This is a genomic window from Streptomyces sp. NPDC058470 (assembly GCF_042721055.1).
GTDB lineage: Bacteria > Actinomycetota > Actinomycetes > Streptomycetales > Streptomycetaceae > Streptomyces.
In genome coordinates this window covers 1-20,683 of the sequence record NZ_JBHXMF010000060.1, presented here as the reverse complement: position 1 = coordinate 20,683, position 20,683 = coordinate 1, and the positions used below count along the sequence as shown (strand labels likewise).

Genomic DNA, 20,683 nt, shown 5'->3' with positions numbered 1-20,683 from the left:
GGACTGGCGGTTACAGCCTGTGGAGCGCAGGTCAGACCAGGACTCCTCCTGGCACAGCGCAAGGAAACAGGAAGCCACGGATTCCCGCCCGAACCCCGTGCCGCGTAGCGGCACAGCAACGGACGAGAAGGCCAGAATCCTCGGGCTTCAGCCCGAGGAGCAAGTCAATCCTTCACCAGCACGACCGCTGTCCCGTACGCGCACACCTCCGTGCCCACCTCCGCCGCCTCCGTCACGTCGAAGCGGAACATCAGCACCCCGTTGGCGCCGCGCGCGCGTGCCTGTTCGATGAGCCGCTCCATGGCCTGGTTGCGGGTCTCCACGAGCGTCTTGGTGAGCCCCTTGAGCTCACCGCCGATCATCGATTTCAGGCCGGCGCCGATCTGGCTGCCCAGGTGCCGGGAGCGCACGGTGAGGCCGAAGACCTCGCCGATGACTTCCTGGACTCGGTAACCGGGTGCGTCGTTCGTCGTCACGACCAGAACGTCGGACTGGGGTCCCTGACCGCCGCCGTACTCTTCAATGCCCATGACGCCCAGCTTTGTACGGCTCACAGCTTTGTACCAGTCGGCTCACAGTGCATCCTGTAGGGGGCGGTGGAACCTGGGCGGGACGTATTGCGTTGATAGCTTTGGTCGGCCGCATCTGGACCGCCGTCCCTTCCTTCACCCCTCAGGAGCCCGGAACCGTGACGACGCTTGCCCTCGGACCAAGCTGGCTGGATCCGAACACGCTCCTGGACAACTTCGGTATCTGGGGCCTGCTGCTCATCGTCTTCGCCGAGTCCGGCCTGCTCATCGGCTTCTTCCTGCCGGGCGACTCGCTGCTGTTCACCGCCGGCCTGCTGATCACCGCGGGCACGCTGGACTTCCCGCTGTGGGCGGCGATCGCGCTGATCTGCCTCGCGGCGGTCCTCGGTGACCAGGCGGGCTATCTCTTCGGCAAGAAGGTCGGACCCTCGCTCTTCACCCGCCCGGACTCCCGCCTCTTCAAGCAGGAGAACGTGGCCAAGGCCCACGAGTTCTTCGAGAAGCACGGGCCCAAGTCCCTGGTCCTGGCCCGCTTCGTGCCCATCGTGCGCACGTTCACACCGATCATCGCCGGCGTCAGCGGCATGAAGTACCGCTCGTTCATCACGTACAACGTCATCGGTGGTGTCCTGTGGGGCGCCGGCGTGACGGCGCTCGGCGCCTGGCTCGGCAACATCGAGTTCGTGCACAAGAACATCGAGGCGATCCTGATCCTGATCGTCCTGATCTCGGTGATCCCGATCGTCATCGAGTACCTCCGGGCGCGCGGCAAGTCCAAGAAGGAGGCCGCCCAGGCCCCCGAGCCGGCTCCCACCGGACCGGCCGACGACGAGACCGCACAGCTCCGGGTACCCCCGCTCCAGCAGTACCAGAGCCAGAGCCAGGACCCGAACCAGGACCCGAATCAGCCTCCGCGCGGCGGCCGCCACGCCAAGCGGTAACGCCGACAGGACCGGAGCCCCGTACTACCAGGATTCCCGTACGACCGGGAACCCCGTACGACCGGGAACCCCGTACGACTAGAAGCCGCGCGTCCGCTTGGCCGCGCGGCGGCCCCCCGCGCTCCCGCCTGGCACCCGCAGGAACAGCCGGGAGATCTCGGACCCCAGGTTCACGCCGATGGCGATGGCCATCGCGAGGGCGGCGGCCTTGGTCAGGGACACGAGCCCCTTGTCGAGCTCGTTCTGGGCGATGGACAGCAGGCCGAAGTAGGTGGCCGAACCCGGCAGCAGGGGGCCGATCGCGGCCGTCGTGTACGGGAGCGCGGACGCGAACCGGTAACGGGACAGCAGCTGCCCGAACAGGCCGACCAGACCCGCCGCCACGGCCGTGGAGGCAACCGGTGAGATGCCGCCCGCGAAGTGCATCGCCCCGTACACCGACCAGGCCACGCCTCCGTTGAGGGTCACCGCGAGGACGGTGGACCGTTCCTGCTGGAGCAGGATCGCGAAGGTGAGCGACAGCAGCATGGACGCGGCGATCTGCAGCAGAGGCCGCTCGGAGATGCTCAGGGCCTGGTCCGGATTGAGTTCCGCGCCCAGTTTCACGCCGAAATAGAGCACAAGAAGTACGCCGACGACGATGCCCACAAAGAAGTACATGACTTCCAGCAGGCGCGCGGACGCCGTGATGTAGAAGCCCGTCAGACCGTCCTGGACGCCCGCGACGAGCGCCCGCCCGGGCAGCAGCGCGAACAGCCCACCGGTGATCACCGCGGACGCCTTCACGTCCATGTGCGCGAGCTGGATCGCGACACCGATCGCGGCGGGGGGCATCGCCGCCACCGTGAACTGGTAGAACTCCGGCAGCCCGCGCCCCGCGCACAGCCACGCGAGCCGGTCGCCCAGCATGGCGCCGAGCGCGGCGGCAACGAACACGAGGGCGTCACCGCCGACGAGTACCGAGGCCGCGCCGGCCAGCAGCCCGGTCGCCGAGGTCAGCACCCAGCCGGGATACGGGTGCCGGTTGCGCCGCATCTCGGCGAGCCGCCCGTACGCGTCCTCCAGGGAGATCGCGGTCTCCGGGTCGCTCAGGTCGTCCACGAGCCGGAAGACGGCCGCCAGGCGCGTGTAGTCGGTGCCCCGGCGGCGTACGGTCCGGGACGCCGTCACCGGATCCTCCACCAGGGACGGCTGGTAGGAGATGGACAACAGCGTGAAGGTGACCGTCGGCTCGCAGCGGTCCAGGCCGTAGCTGCGGCACACGGCGAACATCGCCGCCTCCACGTCCTCGGCGCCCTCACCGCCCGCGAGCAGCAGCTCGCCGATCCGCAGGGTCAGGTCGAGCACGCGCGGGACGGCGGGCCCCGACTCGTCCTCCTTGTGGACCGGTTCGGGCGCGGGCCGCTCGGTCACCGGCATGCGCAGCATCTCGCGCATCCGGTCCTGCCAGGGCACGTCCTTGGTCAGCTTGACCATGGGGATGCCCGTCGGAGGCGTGAACGCGGGCCAGGCGGTCTGCGCGCTGTACGAAGCGGGGGTACTGAACGCCGAACCCTCGGCGTCGGCCGCGGACGGTTGCGGTGCGCCCATCCCCTTCGGGAGTGCGAACTCCGACGTCGTCGACGACTCGCTCTCGACCTCCGGCGCCGTTCCGGCCGGTACGACGAAGGCACTGCGGGCCTCGTCCGACTGCGGTTTGCGGTCCTCCGCCTCCGTCACCAACAACTCCCGGCTCGCCTTTGCCCGTACCGCCTCAGTATGCGCACAGACACACAAGCAGGCCGCGCGCCCCCGACGGGACCGCGCGGCCTGCTGTAGTCATGACGCACGCACCGCAGCCATCAATTGAGCAACCACGATGGCGAGCAACCAGCTCCGCGAGAGCGGCGCCGGATTAGGCGCAAAGGGGGGCTCAGTGGCCGCCCTGCTCCTTGAGTCGCTTGTACGAGCGCTCGATCTCGGCCTCGGCCTCAGTGCGGCCCACCCAGTTGGCGCCCTCGACGGACTTGCCGGGCTCCAGGTCCTTGTAGACCTCGAAGAAGTGCTGGATCTCCAGGCGGTCGAACTCCGACACGTGGTGGATGTCGCGCAGGTGCTCCACCCGGGGGTCGTGCGCCGGGACGCACAGCAGCTTGTCGTCGCCGCCGGCCTCGTCCGTCATACGGAACATGCCGATCGTGCGGCACTGGATGAGGCAGCCCGGGAAGGTCGGCTCGTCCAGGATGACCAGCGCGTCCAGCGGGTCGCCGTCCTCGCCGAGGGTGTTCTCGACGAATCCGTAGTCGGCCGGGTAACTGGTCGAGGTGAAGAGTCGACGGTCCAAGCGGATCCGACCGGTCTCGTGGTCCACCTCGTACTTGTTCCGCGAACCCTTCGGAATCTCGATCGTGACGTCGAACTCCACCGGTGGCTCCTCCATGATCAGCACATAGTTCTGGTGGTTAAGTGTCCCTCACGCAGGTGTGTGATCGCGAAAGGGGCTGGTGGTCGTGCCAGAGGTGAGGGCTTGGCGGGCCGTGAGACCGCATGTGGTGCGGCTCGCGAGCTCGGTGAAACCGCACGTGGCGCGGATCACCCAAGCCGTGCGGCCGCGTTCCGTCAAGTTCACGACCCCGCGGCTCACCGTCGTCGCCGCCACCGTGGGCCTGGCGCTCGCGGCCGGGGCGGTGGCCGCGGCCGGTCCCTGGGACTCCTCCGGTCAGCGTACGGCGGAGCGCGACTGGGCGGCATCGCGGGAGGGCGAGGGTGGCACAGATCACGGCCCTGTGTCCGGTACGTCCGCGAAGGCGCCCCGCCCCGCGCCCAGTGCCGCCTCCGTACTGACCGGCCTCGGCGGCTCCACCGCCGCGGGTTCGGTGCCCGCACCTGCCGAGAAGGCACTCGCCGACGTCCTCGACCCGCTCCTGAAGGACCCTGCCCTGGGCGCGGACCGGACCGCCGTGGTCGTCGACGTGGCGACCGGCAAGCGGCTGTACGGCATGGGTGCGGGCGAGGCCCAGACCCCGGCCTCCACCACGAAGATCGCCACCGCTGTCGCCGCGCTCTCGGCGGCGGGCCCCGATCACCGCATCACCACGCGCGCGGTCCTGGAGCCCGACACCAAGGAGGTCGTCCTCGTCGGCGCCGGCGACCCGACCCTGACCGCCCGCGAGGACGCGAAGGGCTATGCGAGCCTGCGCACCCTGGCGGACGAGACGGCGACCGCCCTGAAGGCGCGTCGGCTGTCCCAGGTGACGCTCTCGTACGACACCTCGCTGTACTCCGGTGCCACCGTGCACCCCATCGGCGCCAACCCCAACCTCGCACCGGTCACCGCCCTGATGGTCGACGAGGGTCGCACCGACGACTCGGACAGCGGCACCGCCACGCGCAGCGAGGACCCGGCGGGGGACGCAGCCAGGGAGTTCGCGAAGCTGCTCCAGGCCAAGGGCATCAAGACGACATCGCCCGGTCTCTCGAAGGCGACGGGCCGTTCGCAGGCCCTCGCCTCGGTCTCCTCGCCGCCTCTTTCCGCCCTGGTCGAGCGGATGCTGACGAACAGCGACAACGACATCGCGGAGGCACTGGCCCGCCAGGTCGCCCTCGCGACGGGTCAGCGGGCCAGTTTCGAGGGTGGCGGGAGGGCGATCGGCCTGCAGCTGAAGAAGCTCGGATTCCCCCTGCCCGGCGTGGAGTTCGCCGATGGAAGCGGTCTGGACCGCGCCGACAAGCTGACGGCCGACCTGCTCACCGCGCTGCTGGCGAAGGCCGGCGACCCCGCCCACCCCGAACTCCGCCCCGTCCTCACCGGCCTCCCCATCGCCGGCTTCACCGGCACCCTCACCGACCGCTACGCCACCGACGCCTCCGCCACCGGCGTCGTACGCGCCAAGACCGGCACCCTGACAGGCGTCAACACCCTGGCAGGCACCGTGGTCGACACCGACGGCCGCCTCCTCGCCTTCGCCTTCCTGACCTCCGACGAGGCCCAGCCACCCCAGAAGGAAGCAGCCCAGGCGGCCCTGGACCGCACGGCTACGGCGTTGGCGGGGTGCGGCTGCAGGTAGTTGTCCTCCCTGCGGGCGGCGGCCCGCAGGGCTGCCGCTGCGGACCGCCGCCCGCAGTCGCTGCCGCTGGGGACCGCCGCCCGCAGTCGCTGCCGCTGGGGGGAGGGTGGGCACAGCCGACAGCGCCGGGCAACGAGAAGCCACGCCCCGGCCCCTGCCGACCCGGACGGCACCAAGCGCACCGCCCGCCCCAAGGCGGAGGGCGACCAGGACCTCGTACCTCTCACCGCAGCCGGACACGCTCACGTACGGTTGACGCATGACGAGCATCGGTGGTGCCGAGATGGTCGACTGGAATCTCGCGGTGGCAACCGCGACACGGCTCGTACGTCCGGGCCCCGAGGTGAGCCGCGACGAGGCCAGAGAGGTCGTCGCGGAGCTGCGGCGGCACGCGAAAGCCTCGGAGCTGCACGTCCGGGCCTTCACTCGGATGGGTACGGAGGACACCCACGACACCCCCATCCTCGTCGTGGACCGCCCCGGCTGGGTGCGGGCGAACGTCGCAGGGTTCCGGGAGGTGCTCAAGCCCCTGCTGGACAAGATGCAGGAGCGGCGGGGGAGCACCCCGGGTGGAGCTGTCCTCGGCGCCGTCGGTGGCAAGGTCACCGGCGTGGAGCTGGGCATGCTGCTGTCGTTCCTGTCGTCGAGGGTCCTGGGCCAGTACGAGACGTTCGCCCCGGCGACGCGTGAGCTGCCCGCGGGCAGCTCCTCCGATTCACCGAGTGGCGGCGGCAGGCTCCTCCTGGTCGCGCCGAACATCGTGCATGTGGAGCGCGAACTCGACGTACAGCCCCACGACTTCCGGCTCTGGGTCTGCCTGCACGAGGAGACGCACCGCACCCAGTTCACGGCCGTGCCCTGGCTGCAGGCCCACCTGGAGGGCGAAATCCAGTCGTTCCTGGGGGAGACCGAGGTCGACCCCATGACCGTCCTCGAACGTATCCGCGAAGCTGCCCAGTCGCTGGCGGGCGGACGGCCCGAGGGCGAGGAGGACGACGGCGGCCGCTCGCTCGTCGAGATCGTGCAGACGCCCGCCCAGCGGGAGATCCTCGGCCGGCTGACCGCCGTGATGTCGCTGCTGGAAGGCCATGCGGACTTCGTGATGGACGGCGTCGGTCCCGACGTCGTGCCGTCCGTCGCCGAGATCCGTGAGAAGTTCCAGCAACGTCGTGCCAAGGGGGCCTCCCGCCTGGACCTGGCCCTGCGCAAGCTGCTCGGTTTGGATGCCAAACTGAGGCAGTACAGGGACGGCGAGCGGTTCGTGCGGTCCGTCGTCGAGGAGGTCGGCATGGACGGGTTCAACCGTGTGTGGACTTCCCCGAACACACTCCCGACCAAGGCGGAGATCGCCAAACCGGCGGACTGGGTCGCGCGGGTGCATCGCAAGGCGGAGTCGTGAACCCTACGTGGGGGTCGTGAAGCGAATCCGGCCGACGGCAGGCAAACGCCCCTCCAATCACCCGTCCGAGGGACCGTGGGGCACGGGCAGGCGTGCAATGCTCGGGGAACGGCCCGGTTCTGTCACCATCTACACACTCTGAGTGACCGACACCGGGTTCACCACCCCCGAAAACTTCATGAAGGGAACCGGACATGGGTCCCCATCCTGCGGTCGCGGCGATACGCCTGGCGGTTCGCCGCGTACTCCACGACATCCTCACCGAGCACACGCCCGCCCCCGACACCAGGCGCACGCCCGCCTCCGAGGCCGCGCGCCCGTCCGCCGCCGAGCGCGTACCCGCTCCGGGTACCAGGCGCTCGCCCGCACCCGACACCCCGCCGGCACCCCCGCACCAGCCCACGCCGCTGGTGCTCGTCGCGTGCTCCGGCGGCGCCGACTCGATGGCGCTCGCCTCCGCCCTCGCCTTCGAAGCCCCCAAACTCGGCATCCGCGCCGGCGGCATCACCGTCGACCACGGTCTGCAACCCGGCTCCGACCTGCGCGCCGACGAGGTCGTCCTGCGCCTCACCGAGCTGGGACTGAACCCGGCCGAGTCCATCGCCGTCACCGTGGGCCGCGAAGGCGGGCCCGAGGCCGCCGCCCGCGACGCCCGGTACTCCGCCCTGGACGCAGCCGCCGAACGCCACGGCGCCACCGCGATCCTGCTCGGCCACACCCGCGACGACCAGGCCGAAACCGTCCTGCTCGGCCTCGCCCGCGGCTCCGGCATCCGCTCCCTGTCCGGAATGGCCGCTGTTTCCGGAGGCCCCGGGGCCGCCCGCCGCTACCGTCGCCCGTTCCTGTTCCTGGACCGGCAGACCGCCCGCAAGGCCTGCATGGTCCAGTCGCTGCCCGTCTGGGACGACCCGCACAACGCCGACCCGGCCTACACCCGCTCCCGGCTGCGCCACGAGGGCCTGCCCGCCCTGGAGAAGGCGCTCGGCAAGGGAGTCGTCGAGGCGCTCGCCCGTACCGCCCAGCTCTCCCGCGACGACGCCGACGCCCTCGACGCCTGGGCCAGCCAGGCAGAGGCCTCCGTACGGGACGCAGCGGGCCTCCTGGAGTGCGCCAAGCTCTACGCCCTGCCGCCCGCCGTACGCCGCCGCATCCTGCGCCGTGCCGCCATCGAGGCGGGCGCCCCGGCCGGTTCACTGTTCGCCCGGCACATCGAGGAAGTCGACCGGCTGATCACCGGCTGGCGCGGCCAGGGAGCCATCAATCTCCCGGGCAAGGTCGTCGCCCAGCGCCAGGGTGGCAGACTGGTGATTCGGCAAGGCTGAATCCGGACCCTCCACCGGGACCGCCCACGCGGTTCCCGGGGGCCCTCTCACGCGGGTCGCGAGCGGTTCGAGCGGCCGCCGAAAAGGTTCGGACGGACGACCGAAAGTGATGCGGGTGGACGCGAAAGACATGGGCACCGACCTCAAGTCGGTGCTCATCACCAAGGAAGAGATCGACGCCAAGCTGGTTGAGCTGGCCGCGAAGATCGACGCGGAGTACGCGGGCAAGGACCTGCTGATCGTCGGTGTCCTCAAGGGCGCCGTGATGGTCATGGCGGACCTGGCGCGTGCGCTGTCCACCCCCGTCACCATGGACTGGATGGCGGTGTCCTCGTACGGCGCGGGCACCCAGTCCTCCGGCGTGGTGCGGATCCTCAAGGACCTCGACACCGACATCAAGGGCAAGCACGTCCTCATCGTCGAGGACATCATCGACTCCGGGCTGACCCTGTCCTGGCTGATCTCCAACCTCGGCTCCCGCGAACCCGCCTCGCTCAAGGTGTGCACCCTGCTGCGCAAGCCGGACGCGGCCAAGGTCGCCATCGACGTGGAGTGGGTCGGCTTCGACATCCCGAACGAGTTCGTCATCGGCTACGGCCTCGACTACGCGGAGAAGTACCGCAACATCCCGTTCGTCGGTACGCTCGCGCCTCACGTGTACGGCGGCTAGCACAGCCGTGTAAGACAATCGGGAACCCCAGCGGGGTCCGCGCCGTTGGAGCATGCGTGGACGGGATTGCCAGCAGTCCCCTGCGGCTTCGGGTGGCAATGCTGGGGTACCGTCCGAAGAACAGTCTTTAAAAGTCTTTATCAATCTCACTATGGCAGGAGGGACGGAGCGTCACCGCTCCGTATGGATGGACGTGAAGCGATACTTCCGTGGGCCGGTCATGTGGATCGTGCTGGCCGTCCTTGCCGTGGTCGTGTTGATGCAGGTCGTCGGCTCGTCCGGCGGCTACAAGACAGTGGACACCGGCCAGGTCGTCCAGGCGATCAATGACAACAAGGTCGAGTCGGCCAAGATCACCACCGGCGACGAGCAGATCATCAAGGTCTCTCTCAAGGATGGCGAGAAGGTCGACGGCAGCTCCAAGATCCAGGCGAGCTACATCGGCAACCAGGGCGTGACCCTGGCCGACACACTCCAGAACAAGTACCAGAGCAAGCAGATCCCGGACGGCTACACCGTGGCGCCGTCCAAGCAGAACCCCTTCCTGGGCATCCTGCTCTCTCTGCTGCCCTTCGTCCTCATCGTCGTCGTCTTCCTGTTCCTGATGAACCAGATGCAGGGCGGCGGCTCCCGGGTCATGAACTTCGGGAAGTCCAAGGCGAAGCTCATCACCAAGGACACCCCGAAGACGACGTTCGCCGATGTGGCGGGCTCGGACGAGGCGGTCGAGGAGCTCCACGAGATCAAGGAGTTCCTCCAGGAACCCGCGAAGTTCCAGGCCGTCGGGGCGAAGATCCCCAAGGGCGTGCTCCTCTACGGGCCTCCTGGAACCGGTAAGACGCTGCTCGCACGCGCTGTCGCGGGCGAGGCCGGCGTCCCCTTCTACTCGATCTCGGGTTCCGACTTCGTCGAGATGTTCGTCGGTGTCGGTGCCTCCCGAGTCCGAGACCTGTTCGAGCAGGCCAAGGCGAACGCTCCGGCGATCGTCTTCGTCGACGAGATCGACGCGGTCGGCCGTCATCGCGGCGCCGGCCTCGGCGGCGGTCACGACGAGCGCGAGCAGACGCTCAACCAGCTGCTCGTCGAGATGGACGGCTTCGACGTGAAGGGCGGCGTCATCCTGATCGCCGCCACGAACCGCCCCGACATCCTCGACCCGGCCCTCCTACGCCCCGGCCGCTTCGACCGCCAGATCGCGGTCGACCGCCCGGACATGCAGGGCCGTCTGGAGATCCTCAAGGTTCACCAGAAGGGCAAGCCGGTCGCCCCCGGCGTCGACCTCAGTGCGGTCGCCCGGCGTACACCGGGCTTCACCGGCGCGGACCTGTCGAACGTGCTGAACGAAGCTGCGCTGCTCACCGCGCGCAACAACGGGAAGCTGATCGACAACGACATGCTGGACGAGGCGATCGACCGTGTGGTCGCGGGCCCGCAGAAGCGGACCCGGATCATGTCGGACAAGGAGAAGAAGATCACCGCGTACCACGAGGGCGGCCACGCCCTGGTCGCGGCGGCGTCTCCGAACTCCGACCCGGTCCACAAGATCACGATCCTGTCGCGTGGCCGTGCCCTCGGCTACACGATGGTCCTGCCGGACGAGGACAGGTACTCCACGACCCGCAACGAAATGCTCGACCAGCTGGCATACATGCTGGGCGGGCGCGCGGCCGAGGAGCTCGTCTTCCACGACCCGACCACGGGCGCTGCGAACGACATCGAGAAGGCCACGGCCACGGCCCGCGCGATGGTCACGCAGTACGGCATGACCGAGCGTCTTGGCGCGATCAAGTTCGGCGGCGACAACACCGAGCCCTTCCTGGGCCGGGAGATGTCGCACCCGCGTGACTACTCGGAAGAGGTCGCCGCGCTCGTCGACGAAGAGGTCAAGAAGCTCATCGAGAACGCGCACAACGAGGCCTGGGAAATCCTGGTCGAGAACCGCGACGTCCTCGACGCGCTGGTGCTCCAGCTGCTGGAGAAGGAGACGCTGAGCAAGGAGCAGATCGCCGAGGTCTTCACTCCCCTCGTGAAGCGTCCTGCCCGCCCCGCGTGGACCGGCTCCTCCCGGCGTACTCCGTCCACCCGCCCGCCGGTGCTCTCCCCCAAGGAGCTGTCACTGACGAACGGGTCGAACGGCGCGACGCCCGCCATCGCCAAGGCGACCGAGTCCGTCCCGGCGACGGAAGCAGTCCCGGAGGAGCGTCCCGAGAGCTGACGTCCACGGCTCCCGGTAGCCCCACCAGGCCCGGAATGAATGCCGCGCCCCCCAGGTTCTAGCCTGGGGGGCGCGGCATTTTGGTGTGCCCGTACGGTGGACGCGTCGACCCGCGCGCGTGAGAGGCACAGGAACGAGGACCCACATGACCGACCCCGTGACGCTGGACGGCGAGGGCGCGATCGGCGAGTTCGACGAGAAGCGAGCCGAGAACGCCATACGAGAGCTCCTCATCGCGGTCGGCGAGGACCCGGACCGCGAGGGCCTGCGGGAGACCCCGGGGCGGGTGGCCCGGGCGTACCGTGAGATATTCGCGGGCCTGTGGCAGCAGCCGGAGGACGTCCTGACGACGACGTTCGACCTGGGGCACGACGAGATGGTCCTGGTGAAGGACATCGAGGTGTTCAGCACCTGTGAACACCACCTGGTCCCCTTCCGGGGTGTTGCGCACGTCGGCTACATTCCGGCCACCAGCGGCAAGATCACAGGGCTGTCCAAGCTGGCGCGGCTGGTGGACGTCTACGCCCGGCGCCCGCAGGTGCAGGAGCGGCTGACGACGCAGATCGCCGAATCCCTGATGGAGATCCTGGAACCGCGCGGCGTGATCGTGGTCGTCGAGTGCGAGCACATGTGCATGTCGATGCGCGGTATCCGCAAGCCCGGCGCGAAGACGATCACGTCGGCGGTGCGGGGGCAGCTGCGGGATGCAGCTACGCGCAATGAGGCGATGAGCCTCATCATGGCGCGCTAGGTCCCGTCGGCCCGGCGCCCCGCCGGAGGCCGGGTGCGTTGCCCGCGGGTGCGCCGCCTGCCGGTGTTTCGCCTGCGGGTTCGTCGTGGCTGGTCGCGCAGTTCCTCGCGCCCCTACGAGGCGCCGGCTCGGGTCACATCGCCGGAGCCGTGCCGCCGTTCTCGTCGTCGTCCTCCGGGAGCTTGCAGACGCGCTCGAGGAAGAAGGCGGCCGCTATGACGCCGATGCCGGCGAGGACCGAGAAGCCGGCGTAGATGGCCTGGTCGCGGCGGGCGGGGATGTCCAGGGATTCGAGCAGGAACACGCCCGTGCCGCCGTACATGCCGGCGACCAGGGCGGCGACCAGGGCGCTGGCCTGACCGAAGACGACGGCGCGGGCCGCCATCAGGGGGTCGACTCCCTTGGCGCCGGGGCGCCGCTCGCGCTGGGCCTTGAGGCGGCCGCGCAGCGAGAGCGCCGTGGCCAGCAGGACGACCGCGATCAGGGCCAGGACGATGGGGGCGGCCAGCGGGACCGAGGGGAGCGTGCCCACCGAGTTCCACAGGCGGGCACCCGCCCAGGACAGGGCTCCGGCGATGACGAACACCGCGGCCAGCGTCCTGATGCGCAGCTCTTTCACTCAGTTCCCCTCGCGATTACATGTCCCGGTTGCCACAGGTGTCGGCCGGGGGGCCGGGGGTCGTCCCCCGGGAGGACGCAGCCACTGTGCCCCTTCGGTCAACCGCCTGATGGTCGTCTTGACCTTAACGACTACTCGGGCAGCTGGAGTTCCAGATCCGCGCGGGGCGCGACTCCGTCCCGGGTGACCGTCGCGAGGAGCTGGGCCACCGGGCCGCGGCCGGGGAGCTGTGCCTCGGGTTCCACGTCGTGCCAGGGGGCGAGGACGAAGGCCCGCTCGTGGGCGCGCGGGTGAGGGAGGGTCAGGACCGGGTCGTCGGAGACCACATCGGCGTACGCCACGATGTCCACGTCGATGGTGCGGGGGCCCCAGTGGTCCGCGCGCACCCGGTGGAAGGCCTCCTCGACCGCGTGGGCCCGCTCCAGGAGGGACGAGGGGGGCAGGGTCGTCCTGAGGACCACCACCGCGTTGAAGTACGTCGGCTGGCTGTCCGGGGCGACGCCCCAGGGCTCGGTCTCATAGACGGGGGAGACCGCTTTGACGCGGACGCCGGGGGTGTCCTCCAGGGCGTCGATGGCGCCCTGGAGGGTCTCCAGACGGTTGCCCAGGTTCGAACCGAGGGAGATCACCGCTCGCCTCGGATTCTGCAGGGTCGTGTCGGCGGCGTCCACCTGCTGCGTCACGGAGGCGGGCACCGGCTGTACGGTCGGGTCGCTCTGACCCTCGGTGAAGAAGGCGGTCATACTCGGCTCCGGATGATGGTGACGGTCACGTCGTCGAAGGGCACCGTGATCGGCGCGTCCGGTTTGTGGACGCAGACCTCGACCTCCTGGACCCCGTCGTGCTTCAGGCACGTCTGGGCGATGCGCTCGGCCAGCGTCTCGATGAGATCGACGGGCTCGCCCGCGACGACGGCCACGACCTCCTCCGCCACGATGCCGTAGTGCACGGTCTTCGCCAGATCGTCGTCGGCCGCGGCCGCTCGGGTGTCCAGGCCCAGCGTCAGGTCCACGATGAAGGTCTGGCCCTCTTCTCGCTCCCTGGCGAAGACGCCATGGTGCCCACGGGCCTTGAGGCCGCGCAGCGCGACACGATCCACGCGAATCACTCCTGCAATCGTCGGTAGGGGCAGATATGTACCGAGTGCGGTCGGTACACCGGCCTCAAACGAATCTACCTGCGGACACTGACAGTCCTCGTCCGTGGGGCCGCCCGCCCGGTCGGCGGTCATGAGGCTTCATCGGGTGTTTCCCTTGGGGAACACGGCGGCTCACGGGTTGATAGCCGCCCCTACCCAGGGGTACGTGATTCCAACCACGCCTTGGTGCTCGCGGACCGCCCACCCACTCGGCCGGACCGCCCACCCACTCGACCGGGTGTCCTCGTCTCGACCGGGGCGTCCTCGCCTCAGCCGGGAGTGTCCTCGTCCTCCTCGCTCGACTCGGCGAGGACGGGGGAGGCGTGGTGCGACCAGAGCTTCCAGCCGTAGGCCGTGCGACGGAACACGTTCGTGGCGACGACCAGCTGGCCGACGAGCGGGCCGAGCTCGTCGCTGTCGTCGGGGGCGGGGCCGCCGCTGAGGATGTTCTCGGTGCAGGTGACCAGCGCCGTGTCGCCGACGACGGAGACGTGCACGTCGGTGAGGAAGAACTGGATGTACTCGGTGTTCGCCATGATCAGCGCGTACGAGCGCAGTACCTCGCCGCGGCCGTTGAGGACGGGCCAGCCGGGGTGGACGCAGGAGACTCCCGGGCCTCCCTCGTCCTCGGGGCCGCCCTCGACGACCTCGTCGGCCGTGTCCAGCGGGGCCAGCCAGAGAGACGACAGCTCTTCGAAGTCGCCCCGCTCCAGGGCCTCGTAGAAGGCGGTGTTGGCGAGTTCGACCTGCTCGACGTCGGTGCGGGGGGCGCTCACCGGGCTCCTTCTACGGCCCTCGCGACGCGTACGGCGTCGGCGGTGGCGCGGACCTCGTGGACACGGACGGCCCACGCGCCCTGGTAGGCGGCGAGGGCGGAGACGGCGGCGGTGGCGGCGTCGCGTTCGCGCGCGGGCGGCGGGGCGCCTTCCGGGCCCGCCAGTACGCGGCCCAGGAACCGCTTGCGGGACGCGGCGACCAGCAAGGGGTGGCCGAGTTCGCCCAGGCGGTCGAGGTGGGCCAGGAGCAGCAGGTCGTGCTCGGAGTCCTTGGAGAAGCCGAGGCCCGGGTCGACGACGATCCTGTCGGGGGCGATGCCGCCGGCCAGCACGGCCTCCACGCGTGCGTGCAGCTCGTCGACGACTTCGGTGACGACGTCCTCGTACACCCCCTTCACGTTTCCGCCGTGCAGGAAACCGCGCCAGTGCATGACCACGAAGGGGGCGCCCGCCGCCGCGACGACCGGGATCATCGCGGGGTCGGCGAGGCCGCCGCTGACGTCGTTGACGAGGACGGCGCCCGCGGTGAGCGACTGCTCGGCGACGCTGGCGCGCATGGTGTCCACGGAGACGGTGACGCCCTCGGAGGCGAGTTCCCGGACGACGGGGATGACCCGCTTGAGCTCTTCGGCCTCGTCGACGCGGGTAGCGCCGGGGCGGGTGGACTCGCCGCCGACGTCCACGAGGTCGGCGCCCTCGGTGACCAGGCCGAGGCCGTGTTTGACGGCGGCCGTCGTGTCGAACCAGCGGCCCCCGTCGGAGAAGGAATCGGGAGTCACGTTCACGACTCCCATGACCGCGCAGCGGTCCCACGTCGGCAGTCCCGCGACTTGGCCGCGCCCGCGCTCAATGCTCATACGTCCAGCCTAGGCCTCTGGCAGGGGGCGGTTTCGCCCCTGTGGACAAGGGCTGCTTCCCGTCGGCGGGTGCGGGTCGCCGCGGGCAGGGGTCTTTTGGCCGCTTCACGGCCTGTCTCTCCCCCGCCTGCCCGGGGCATGGGGCCGCCGGGTCTACGCCGCCCGGACCCGCTCGGCCACCGCGTGCGCGCAGGGACGCGCGGCCGCCCTCCGGCGGCGCAGCAGGCGTGGCAGGGCGAGGCTGACGAAGCCCTCCGCCTGCAGGGCGGCGAGGCCGATGCGGGGGAGGTCGCGGGAGGAGCCGTAGACGACGAAGCGGGGCTCCCAGCGTGGGCGGAACTTGGCGTTGAACTTGTACAGGGACTCGATCTGGAACCAGCGGGAGAGGAAGACCAACAGGCTCCGCCAGACGCGCAGCACGGGGCCCGCGCCGATCTTCTCGCCGCGCGCGAGCGCCGAGCGGAACATCGCGAAGTTCAGCGAGACGCGCTTGATTCCGAGGCCGGGGGCGGCCTCAAGCGCGGCCACGATGAGGAGTTCGTTCATGCCGGGGTCGGCGGAGCGGTCGCGGCGCATGAGGTCCAGTGACACGCCGTCGGTGCCCCATGGGACGAAGTGGAGGACGGCCTTCAGGTCGCCGTACGGGCCAAGGTCGCCGTACGGGTCAAGGTCGCCGTACGTCCCATGGTGGGCGTACGCGCCAGGATCGGCGTACGAGCCGGGCTCCGCGCCGGTATCCGGCTTCTCGGGCCGGTCGGTCTTGTGGGCGGTGGCGATCAGGCAGTCCCCGTCGGCCGGGTCGCCGACGCGGCCGAGTGCCATGGAGAAGCCGCGTTCGGTGTCCGTGCCGCGCCAGTCCTCCGCGGCGCGCCGGATCCGCTCCAGCTCACCCTCGCTCAGGTCGCGGACGCGCCGTACCCGGGTCTCGTAGCCGGCTCGCTCGATGCGTTTCACCATCTGGCGCACGTTCCGCATCGCGCGCCCGGCCAGGGAGAAATCCGTGACATCCACCACCGCCTCGTCTCCCAGTTCGAGGGCGTCGAGACCCGTCTCGCGGGTCCACACCTCGCCGCCGGTCTCGGAGCAGCCCATGACGGCGGGCGTCCAGGAGTGCGCCTTGGCCTCGTCCATGAACCGCTCGATGGCGCCGGGCCAGGCCTCCACGTCGCCGACCGGGTCGCCGCTGGCCAGCATCACTCCCGACACGACGCGGTACGTCACCGCCGCTTTGCCGCTCGGCGAGAAGACGACCGCCTTGTCCCGGCGGAGCGCGAAGTGGCCGAGCGAGTCGCGGCCGCCGTGCTTCTCCAGGAGGGCGCGCAGGTGCGTCTCGTCGTCCTGGGTGAGGCGGGCGGCCGGGTGTTCGGGGCGCAAGGCGAGGTAGATCGTGGTGATCGCGGTCAGCAGGCCGAGCGCGCCGAGCGAGACGGCGACCGTCCAGGAGGTGGGGCCCGTGTAGTCGAGGGGCCCTTGGAAGCCGAACAGGCCGTACAGCACGTGGGTGATGCGGTCGGCCAGGCTCGGGTCGCCGATCATCCGGTTCGCGTGGACGCTGACGATGACCAGTCCGAGCAGCAGCGAACCGGCGCCCATGAGAACGAAGTTGGCGAGCGCGCGCCAGCGGCTGCGTGGATCCGGCAGGGCGGCGAACTCGTCACGGTGGCGCAGCAGTGGCGCGAGCAGGGCCAGCGAGATGGCGACGCCGATGAGCGAGTGCCGGTACGCGAACTGCGCGACCGCGCCTGCCGGGAGCAGGATGACGGCGGCCCGCCAGGCTCGGCGCTTGCGGCGGCGCAGTCCGTGGGCGAGCAGCAGCAGGAGTACGCCGGTGCTGAGCGACAGCGCGGCGGCGAACGGCCCGAGCGCACCCGGCAGTACCTCGGCGGCGCTGTGCATACGGCTGTTCCTGAAGCGCGGGAAGACCCCGGCGGCGATGTCCAGGAGCCCCACGAGCGTGCAGGCCCTGGCGATCAGGGCGGGCACCGCGTCGGGACGCGGACCACGGACCAGCGAGTCACGGACCATGCGCCGCGCGTGCCCCGTTCGGTCCGGAACCCCGACCGACATTTCACCCTCTACCCTGACAGACATCGCACCCTGTGGTTCTGCGAGAGACCTTGGCTTCCGGGGCCATTCCGGCATCCGGCGACATTACGCCCTCTAGGACGGTGTCTTGGGGGTGCAGGTTCACTCCCTACAGGAAAGCCGGTTCAAAGGTCGGGGAAAGTGCCGGGCAAGCGCTCGCGAAGGTGCGGGGGCGGGCCCGGGACGGAAAGCGCGGGCAGAACAGCTCATGGGTCTCACGAGTGACAACGTGCTGGTGTCGGCGGTCGTACTCGCCGTACTGCTGTTCGTCGGCACGGTGTGGCTGTGGCCGCGGCTGGCGCGCCCAACTGGCGGGCCGTCAGCGGCCGGATCGGCCTGTTGCTGACCAACCCAGGTGGTGGTCTTCGCCTCGGTCGGCCTCGGCGCGAACCAGGCGTTCGGCTTCTACGGCGGCTGGGCCGACCTCTTCGGCAGGGAGAACGGCGGGGGTGTGGTCGTCGACCACGACGGCGCGGGCGGTGGTCCCCTCCAGGTGGTCCCCTCCAGGTGGTCGACACCCAGGAGGTGAACGTGGCGGGCGGTTCCCGGCCACCGGTCGGCGGCCAGATCCAGAAGATCGACATTGTGGGCCGTACGACACACATCGCCACTCCGGCGTACGTCTATCTGCCCCGGAGTACTTCCAGGCGCGGTATCGCACCCGCACCTTCCCGGCCGCCACGGTCCTCACCGGATACCCGGGCACCGCCGAGGGGCTCATCAAGGCTCTGCATTATCCGCGGACGGCCCATGAGTTGGCCAGGGACGGCGCAATGCAGCCGATGATCCTTGTCATGCTGCGGCCGACCGTCGCGCCCCCGCGCGATACCGAGTGCGTGGACATCCCGGGTGGCCCGCAGGCCGAGTCGTTCTTCGCCAGGGATCTCCCCGACGCCGTATCGGCCCACTACAGGGTGGGTGAAAAACCGGGCAGCTGGGGTGTCATCGGCGACTCCACGGGCGGCTATTGCGCGCTGAAACTCGCCATCCACCACCCCGAGGTGTACGCAGCGGGGGCGGGCCTGTCGGCGTACTACAAGGCGCCCGTCGACGCCACGACGGGCGACCTCTTCCACGGGAACGAGGAGCTGCGGAACAGCGCCGACCTGCGGTGGTGCCTGTTGCACAGGCCCGCGCCCGACACCTCACTGCTCGTCACCAGCAGCAAGGTGGGCGAGGCCGACCACCAGGACACGCTGGAGTTCATCGAGCTGGTGAGGTCGAAGAGGCCCACCCGGATCTCGTCGATCATCCTCGACAGCGGCGGTCACCACTTCAACACCTGGCGGCGGGAAATCCCGGGGACCCTGGAGTGGATGAGCGGGCGGCTGAGCGACCGCTGAGCCACCGGCCGTTCAAATCGATCTCCGGGCGAATGCGCGGCGAGGTTCACGGATAGGGCGGCCGCCTTCGGGGGATACGGCGCCTTCGGGATGTGCCCCCTTTGGGGATACACGGTGACGTTCACGGAATTTCGCATCGTGGAGAAAACCGTGGAGAAATGGGGCGAAGGGCTTGATCAAGTAAGGGGGCACGTGTCCACAGGGGCTGCCGAGTCGCGTGAAGGCTACGAGCTGGTTGTGTTTTTACCGGGCGGGGCACCAAGATTCGCCTACTCGCGGTAAGTTTCTGGCCATGCCACGTGGACGTCACCGTCATTCCCCGCCTCTGCACAGGCTGCTGCCTCCGTCGGCGATCGCGGCCGTCTCGCTCGTCTGCGCCGTGGGGCCCTGGCTGTTCACGGAGCCGATGGTGCTCCGCGGGCTGGCCGGGGGTGCCGCGCTGACGGCGGTCCTCGGTGCGGTCGTCATGCGCCGCTGGGACTGGTCCGCGGGCAAACAGGTCGCTGACCTCGAGCGCGCGCGAGTGAGCGACGAGTGGCGTTTCGAGGAGCGCGTCGCCGAACTGGAGACGGACCTCGACGAGTCGCGCGAGCTGCGCGTCAAGCTGGAGCACAAACTGCGTGCGAAGCGGACCGAGTTGGCGGGCCTGCGCAACGAACACGCGGCGCTGCTCAGGCGGTACGCCACGGCGGAGACGGAGCGGGCCACCGCCCTGGAAGGGCGCCGACTGCTCGAGATAGAGACGATAGAGACGCCGGATCCGGAGCAGGATCCCGCGCTGACGGCTTCAGGGGAGCCGGGGGAGTTCAAGACGGCTGAGGCGACCGAGACGACCGAGACGCTTGAGGCTTCCGATGCGGCTGAGGGTTCTGAGGCGGTTTCCGCCGGGCCGGACGCCGACGGGGCCGACGGGGACTTCGGGGCAGTTGACGCCGGTGAGGCAGCCGAGGGCCAGGGAGTTGAGGCGCAGGGCGAGACCGATGCGCCGAAGTCCCCCGAGGTCTTCTCCCCGAGCGGCTCGTCGCTCTTCCTACGGGCCAACGCGGCGCTGAACCGGATCGCGAACGGCGAGACGGAGACGGCCCCGGGCACGGCCCTCGAGACGGCCCCGGACACAGCCCTCGAGACGACCCTGGAAACGGACTCCGAGACGGACCCGGAAACGGACCCGACGGCGGAGAACGCCCCGGATCCGGACGGATCGGCGCCGAGCGAGTCGGCGCACGAGGGTTCGACGGGGGCCGAGGCGGAGCCGGAGACCGAGGCGGAGCCGGAGACCGGGGCCGAGGCCGAGGCCGGGGCCGAGGCCGACGCGGTCACCGTGGCGAGTGCGTCGGAAGGCGCCGCTGCGGAGGAGGGTGAGGCGGCGGGAAAGCCCGAGGCGGTCGGCGGACATGAGCCCGCGGCCGCCGAGGCGAAGCCCGCCCCGACATCGCCCGCGCAAGAGGCCCCTTCTTCCGCGTCGCCCCAGAGCACGGGCCCCGCGGACCACACGCACCCGTCCACACGCCCGGACCGGCCGACGCCGCCGGACCGCCCGACGCCCTCGAGGCCGGTGAAGCCCATCAAGCCGGTGCGGCCCGCTCCGTCCGCCGGGCACTTCACCGTGCCGACCGCGGTGGCCGTCGCACCGGCCGCGCCCGTACGGCGTCCGTCCGTCGAGGGTGGCTTCGACTTCTTCGGTACGCAGCAGGAGTCGTCCCCGGAGACGCTGCAGGCCGTGCAGAACGAGGACCTCGCGGACGTGGTCGGCGAGGAGGCGCTCGCCCTGCACAAGGCGGAGGCCGAGGCCGGTTTCAAGCCTGCGGACGAGGAGTCCCGTGGCGTCGGCCAGGTCATCGACCTGACCGTCCATGACGAGACCGAGCGGATCGACATGGGCGAGCTGCGGAGCGCGGTTTCCTGACCCGGCGGTCGTCCTACGACGTGAGGGTGGGGGGGGGGACCCCGCCACCCCCCCCCCACACGTCGGAGAAACCCACACCCCCAAC

The 20,683-nt window shown here is 70.1% G+C and carries 16 protein-coding genes and 2 pseudogenes; 9 read left to right on the top strand and 9 right to left on the bottom strand.

The window, feature by feature from the left end:
- Positions 1–164 precede the first annotated feature (164 nt).
- Entirely contained in the window at positions 165–530 is a 366-nt protein-coding gene (locus ACFWP7_RS34015) for a YbjQ family protein (protein ID WP_384389561.1), read from the bottom strand.
- Positions 531–688: 158 nt separating this feature from the next.
- Between ACFWP7_RS34015 and ACFWP7_RS34010 the strand changes: the two are divergent.
- A pseudogene (locus ACFWP7_RS34010) lies at positions 689–1,438 on the top strand (DedA family protein); the annotation flags it as partial.
- Between the two features lie 111 nt (positions 1,439–1,549).
- On the opposite strand, the gene ACFWP7_RS34005 reads toward ACFWP7_RS34010, so the two are convergent.
- Positions 1,550–3,190, bottom strand: coding sequence for a threonine/serine exporter ThrE family protein (locus tag ACFWP7_RS34005; RefSeq protein ID WP_384389558.1), 1,641 nt, complete (start codon positions 3,188–3,190; stop codon positions 1,550–1,552).
- Positions 3,191–3,383: 193 nt separating this feature from the next.
- Positions 3,384–3,875 carry an inorganic diphosphatase gene (locus ACFWP7_RS34000; protein WP_168529311.1) on the bottom strand — a complete coding sequence of 164 codons (492 nt, stop codon included), beginning with the start codon at positions 3,873–3,875 and terminating at the stop codon, positions 3,384–3,386.
- Between the two features lie 79 nt (positions 3,876–3,954).
- Between ACFWP7_RS34000 and dacB the strand changes: the two genes are divergently transcribed.
- From dacB to folE, 6 genes are all read left to right on the top strand, one after another.
- The gene (dacB, locus tag ACFWP7_RS33995; protein ID WP_384389555.1) at positions 3,955–5,517 is read left to right on the top strand and encodes a D-alanyl-D-alanine carboxypeptidase/D-alanyl-D-alanine-endopeptidase; all 1,563 of its coding nucleotides are present in this window, start codon (positions 3,955–3,957) and stop codon (positions 5,515–5,517) included.
- Between the two features lie 259 nt (positions 5,518–5,776).
- Positions 5,777–6,916: a zinc-dependent metalloprotease gene (locus ACFWP7_RS33990; protein ID WP_384389553.1), complete on the top strand. Its 1,140-nt coding sequence runs from the start codon at positions 5,777–5,779 to the stop codon at positions 6,914–6,916.
- Positions 6,917–7,110: 194 nt separating this feature from the next.
- Positions 7,111–8,238, top strand: coding sequence for a tRNA lysidine(34) synthetase TilS (gene tilS, locus ACFWP7_RS33985; RefSeq protein WP_384389550.1), 1,128 nt, complete (start codon positions 7,111–7,113; stop codon positions 8,236–8,238).
- A 109-nt stretch (positions 8,239–8,347) separates the two neighbouring features.
- Positions 8,348–8,908: a hypoxanthine phosphoribosyltransferase gene (hpt, locus tag ACFWP7_RS33980; RefSeq protein ID WP_384389547.1), complete on the top strand. Its 561-nt coding sequence runs from the start codon at positions 8,348–8,350 to the stop codon at positions 8,906–8,908.
- A 187-nt stretch (positions 8,909–9,095) separates the two neighbouring features.
- Positions 9,096–11,123: an ATP-dependent zinc metalloprotease FtsH gene (gene ftsH / locus ACFWP7_RS33975; protein ID WP_384389657.1), complete on the top strand. Its 2,028-nt coding sequence runs from the start codon at positions 9,096–9,098 to the stop codon at positions 11,121–11,123.
- A gap of 145 nt (positions 11,124–11,268) precedes the next feature.
- The gene (gene folE / locus ACFWP7_RS33970; RefSeq protein WP_384389544.1) at positions 11,269–11,874 is read left to right on the top strand and encodes a GTP cyclohydrolase I FolE; all 606 of its coding nucleotides are present in this window, start codon (positions 11,269–11,271) and stop codon (positions 11,872–11,874) included.
- Positions 11,875–12,007: 133 nt separating this feature from the next.
- Here folE and ACFWP7_RS33965 read toward each other — a convergent pair whose 3' ends face one another.
- From ACFWP7_RS33965 to ACFWP7_RS33940, 6 genes are all read right to left on the bottom strand, one after another.
- Positions 12,008–12,493 carry a DUF3180 domain-containing protein gene (locus ACFWP7_RS33965; protein WP_384389543.1) on the bottom strand — a complete coding sequence of 162 codons (486 nt, stop codon included), beginning with the start codon at positions 12,491–12,493 and terminating at the stop codon, positions 12,008–12,010.
- Between the two features lie 131 nt (positions 12,494–12,624).
- Positions 12,625–13,236, bottom strand: a complete 612-nt coding sequence (folK, locus tag ACFWP7_RS33960; protein ID WP_384389540.1) for a 2-amino-4-hydroxy-6-hydroxymethyldihydropteridine diphosphokinase — start codon at positions 13,234–13,236, stop codon at positions 12,625–12,627.
- Positions 13,233–13,592, bottom strand: a complete 360-nt coding sequence (gene folB, locus ACFWP7_RS33955) for a dihydroneopterin aldolase (RefSeq protein ID WP_384389538.1) — start codon at positions 13,590–13,592, stop codon at positions 13,233–13,235. Before folB ends, folK begins: the two co-directional genes overlap by 4 nt.
- Before the next feature lie 308 nt (positions 13,593–13,900).
- Entirely contained in the window at positions 13,901–14,407 is a 507-nt protein-coding gene (locus tag ACFWP7_RS33950; RefSeq protein ID WP_384389535.1) for a nuclear transport factor 2 family protein, read from the bottom strand.
- A complete protein-coding gene (folP, locus tag ACFWP7_RS33945; RefSeq protein WP_384389532.1) occupies positions 14,404–15,264 on the bottom strand; it encodes a dihydropteroate synthase in 861 nt (286 codons plus the stop codon). The genes ACFWP7_RS33950 and folP overlap by 4 nt, the downstream gene beginning before the upstream one ends.
- Positions 15,265–15,417: 153 nt before the next feature.
- Positions 15,418–17,331 carry a phosphatidylglycerol lysyltransferase domain-containing protein gene (locus ACFWP7_RS33940; protein ID WP_384389530.1) on the bottom strand — a complete coding sequence of 638 codons (1,914 nt, stop codon included), beginning with the start codon at positions 17,329–17,331 and terminating at the stop codon, positions 15,418–15,420.
- 226 nt (positions 17,332–17,557) lie between these two features.
- Between ACFWP7_RS33940 and ACFWP7_RS33935 the strand changes: the two are divergent.
- Together ACFWP7_RS33935 and ACFWP7_RS33930 are read left to right on the top strand one after the other, a co-directional pair.
- Positions 17,558–18,692 (top strand): annotated as a pseudogene (locus ACFWP7_RS33935) (alpha/beta hydrolase).
- Positions 18,693–18,984: 292 nt separating this feature from the next.
- Positions 18,985–20,598 (top strand): hypothetical protein, encoded by a 1,614-nt coding sequence (locus tag ACFWP7_RS33930; protein WP_384389527.1) that lies wholly within the window; start codon positions 18,985–18,987, stop codon positions 20,596–20,598.
- The last annotated feature ends 85 nt before the right edge of the window (positions 20,599–20,683 follow it).

Coding starts and splice junctions, on each gene's coding strand:
- folK (WP_384389540.1), bottom strand. CDS start 13,236: ATGACCGCCTTCTTCACCGAGGGTCAGAGCGACCCGACCGTACAGCCG.
- tilS (WP_384389550.1), top strand. CDS start 7,111: ATGGGTCCCCATCCTGCGGTCGCGGCGATACGCCTGGCGGTTCGCCGC.
- hpt (WP_384389547.1), top strand. CDS start 8,348: ATGCGGGTGGACGCGAAAGACATGGGCACCGACCTCAAGTCGGTGCTC.
- ACFWP7_RS34015 (WP_384389561.1), bottom strand. CDS start 530: ATGGGCATTGAAGAGTACGGCGGCGGTCAGGGACCCCAGTCCGACGTT.
- ACFWP7_RS33940 (WP_384389530.1), bottom strand. CDS start 17,331: ATGTCGGTCGGGGTTCCGGACCGAACGGGGCACGCGCGGCGCATGGTC.
- folE (WP_384389544.1), top strand. CDS start 11,269: ATGACCGACCCCGTGACGCTGGACGGCGAGGGCGCGATCGGCGAGTTC.
- ftsH (WP_384389657.1), top strand. CDS start 9,096: ATGGACGTGAAGCGATACTTCCGTGGGCCGGTCATGTGGATCGTGCTG.
- ACFWP7_RS33930 (WP_384389527.1), top strand. CDS start 18,985: ATGCCACGTGGACGTCACCGTCATTCCCCGCCTCTGCACAGGCTGCTG.
- folP (WP_384389532.1), bottom strand. CDS start 15,264: ATGAGCATTGAGCGCGGGCGCGGCCAAGTCGCGGGACTGCCGACGTGG.
- ACFWP7_RS33990 (WP_384389553.1), top strand. CDS start 5,777: ATGACGAGCATCGGTGGTGCCGAGATGGTCGACTGGAATCTCGCGGTG.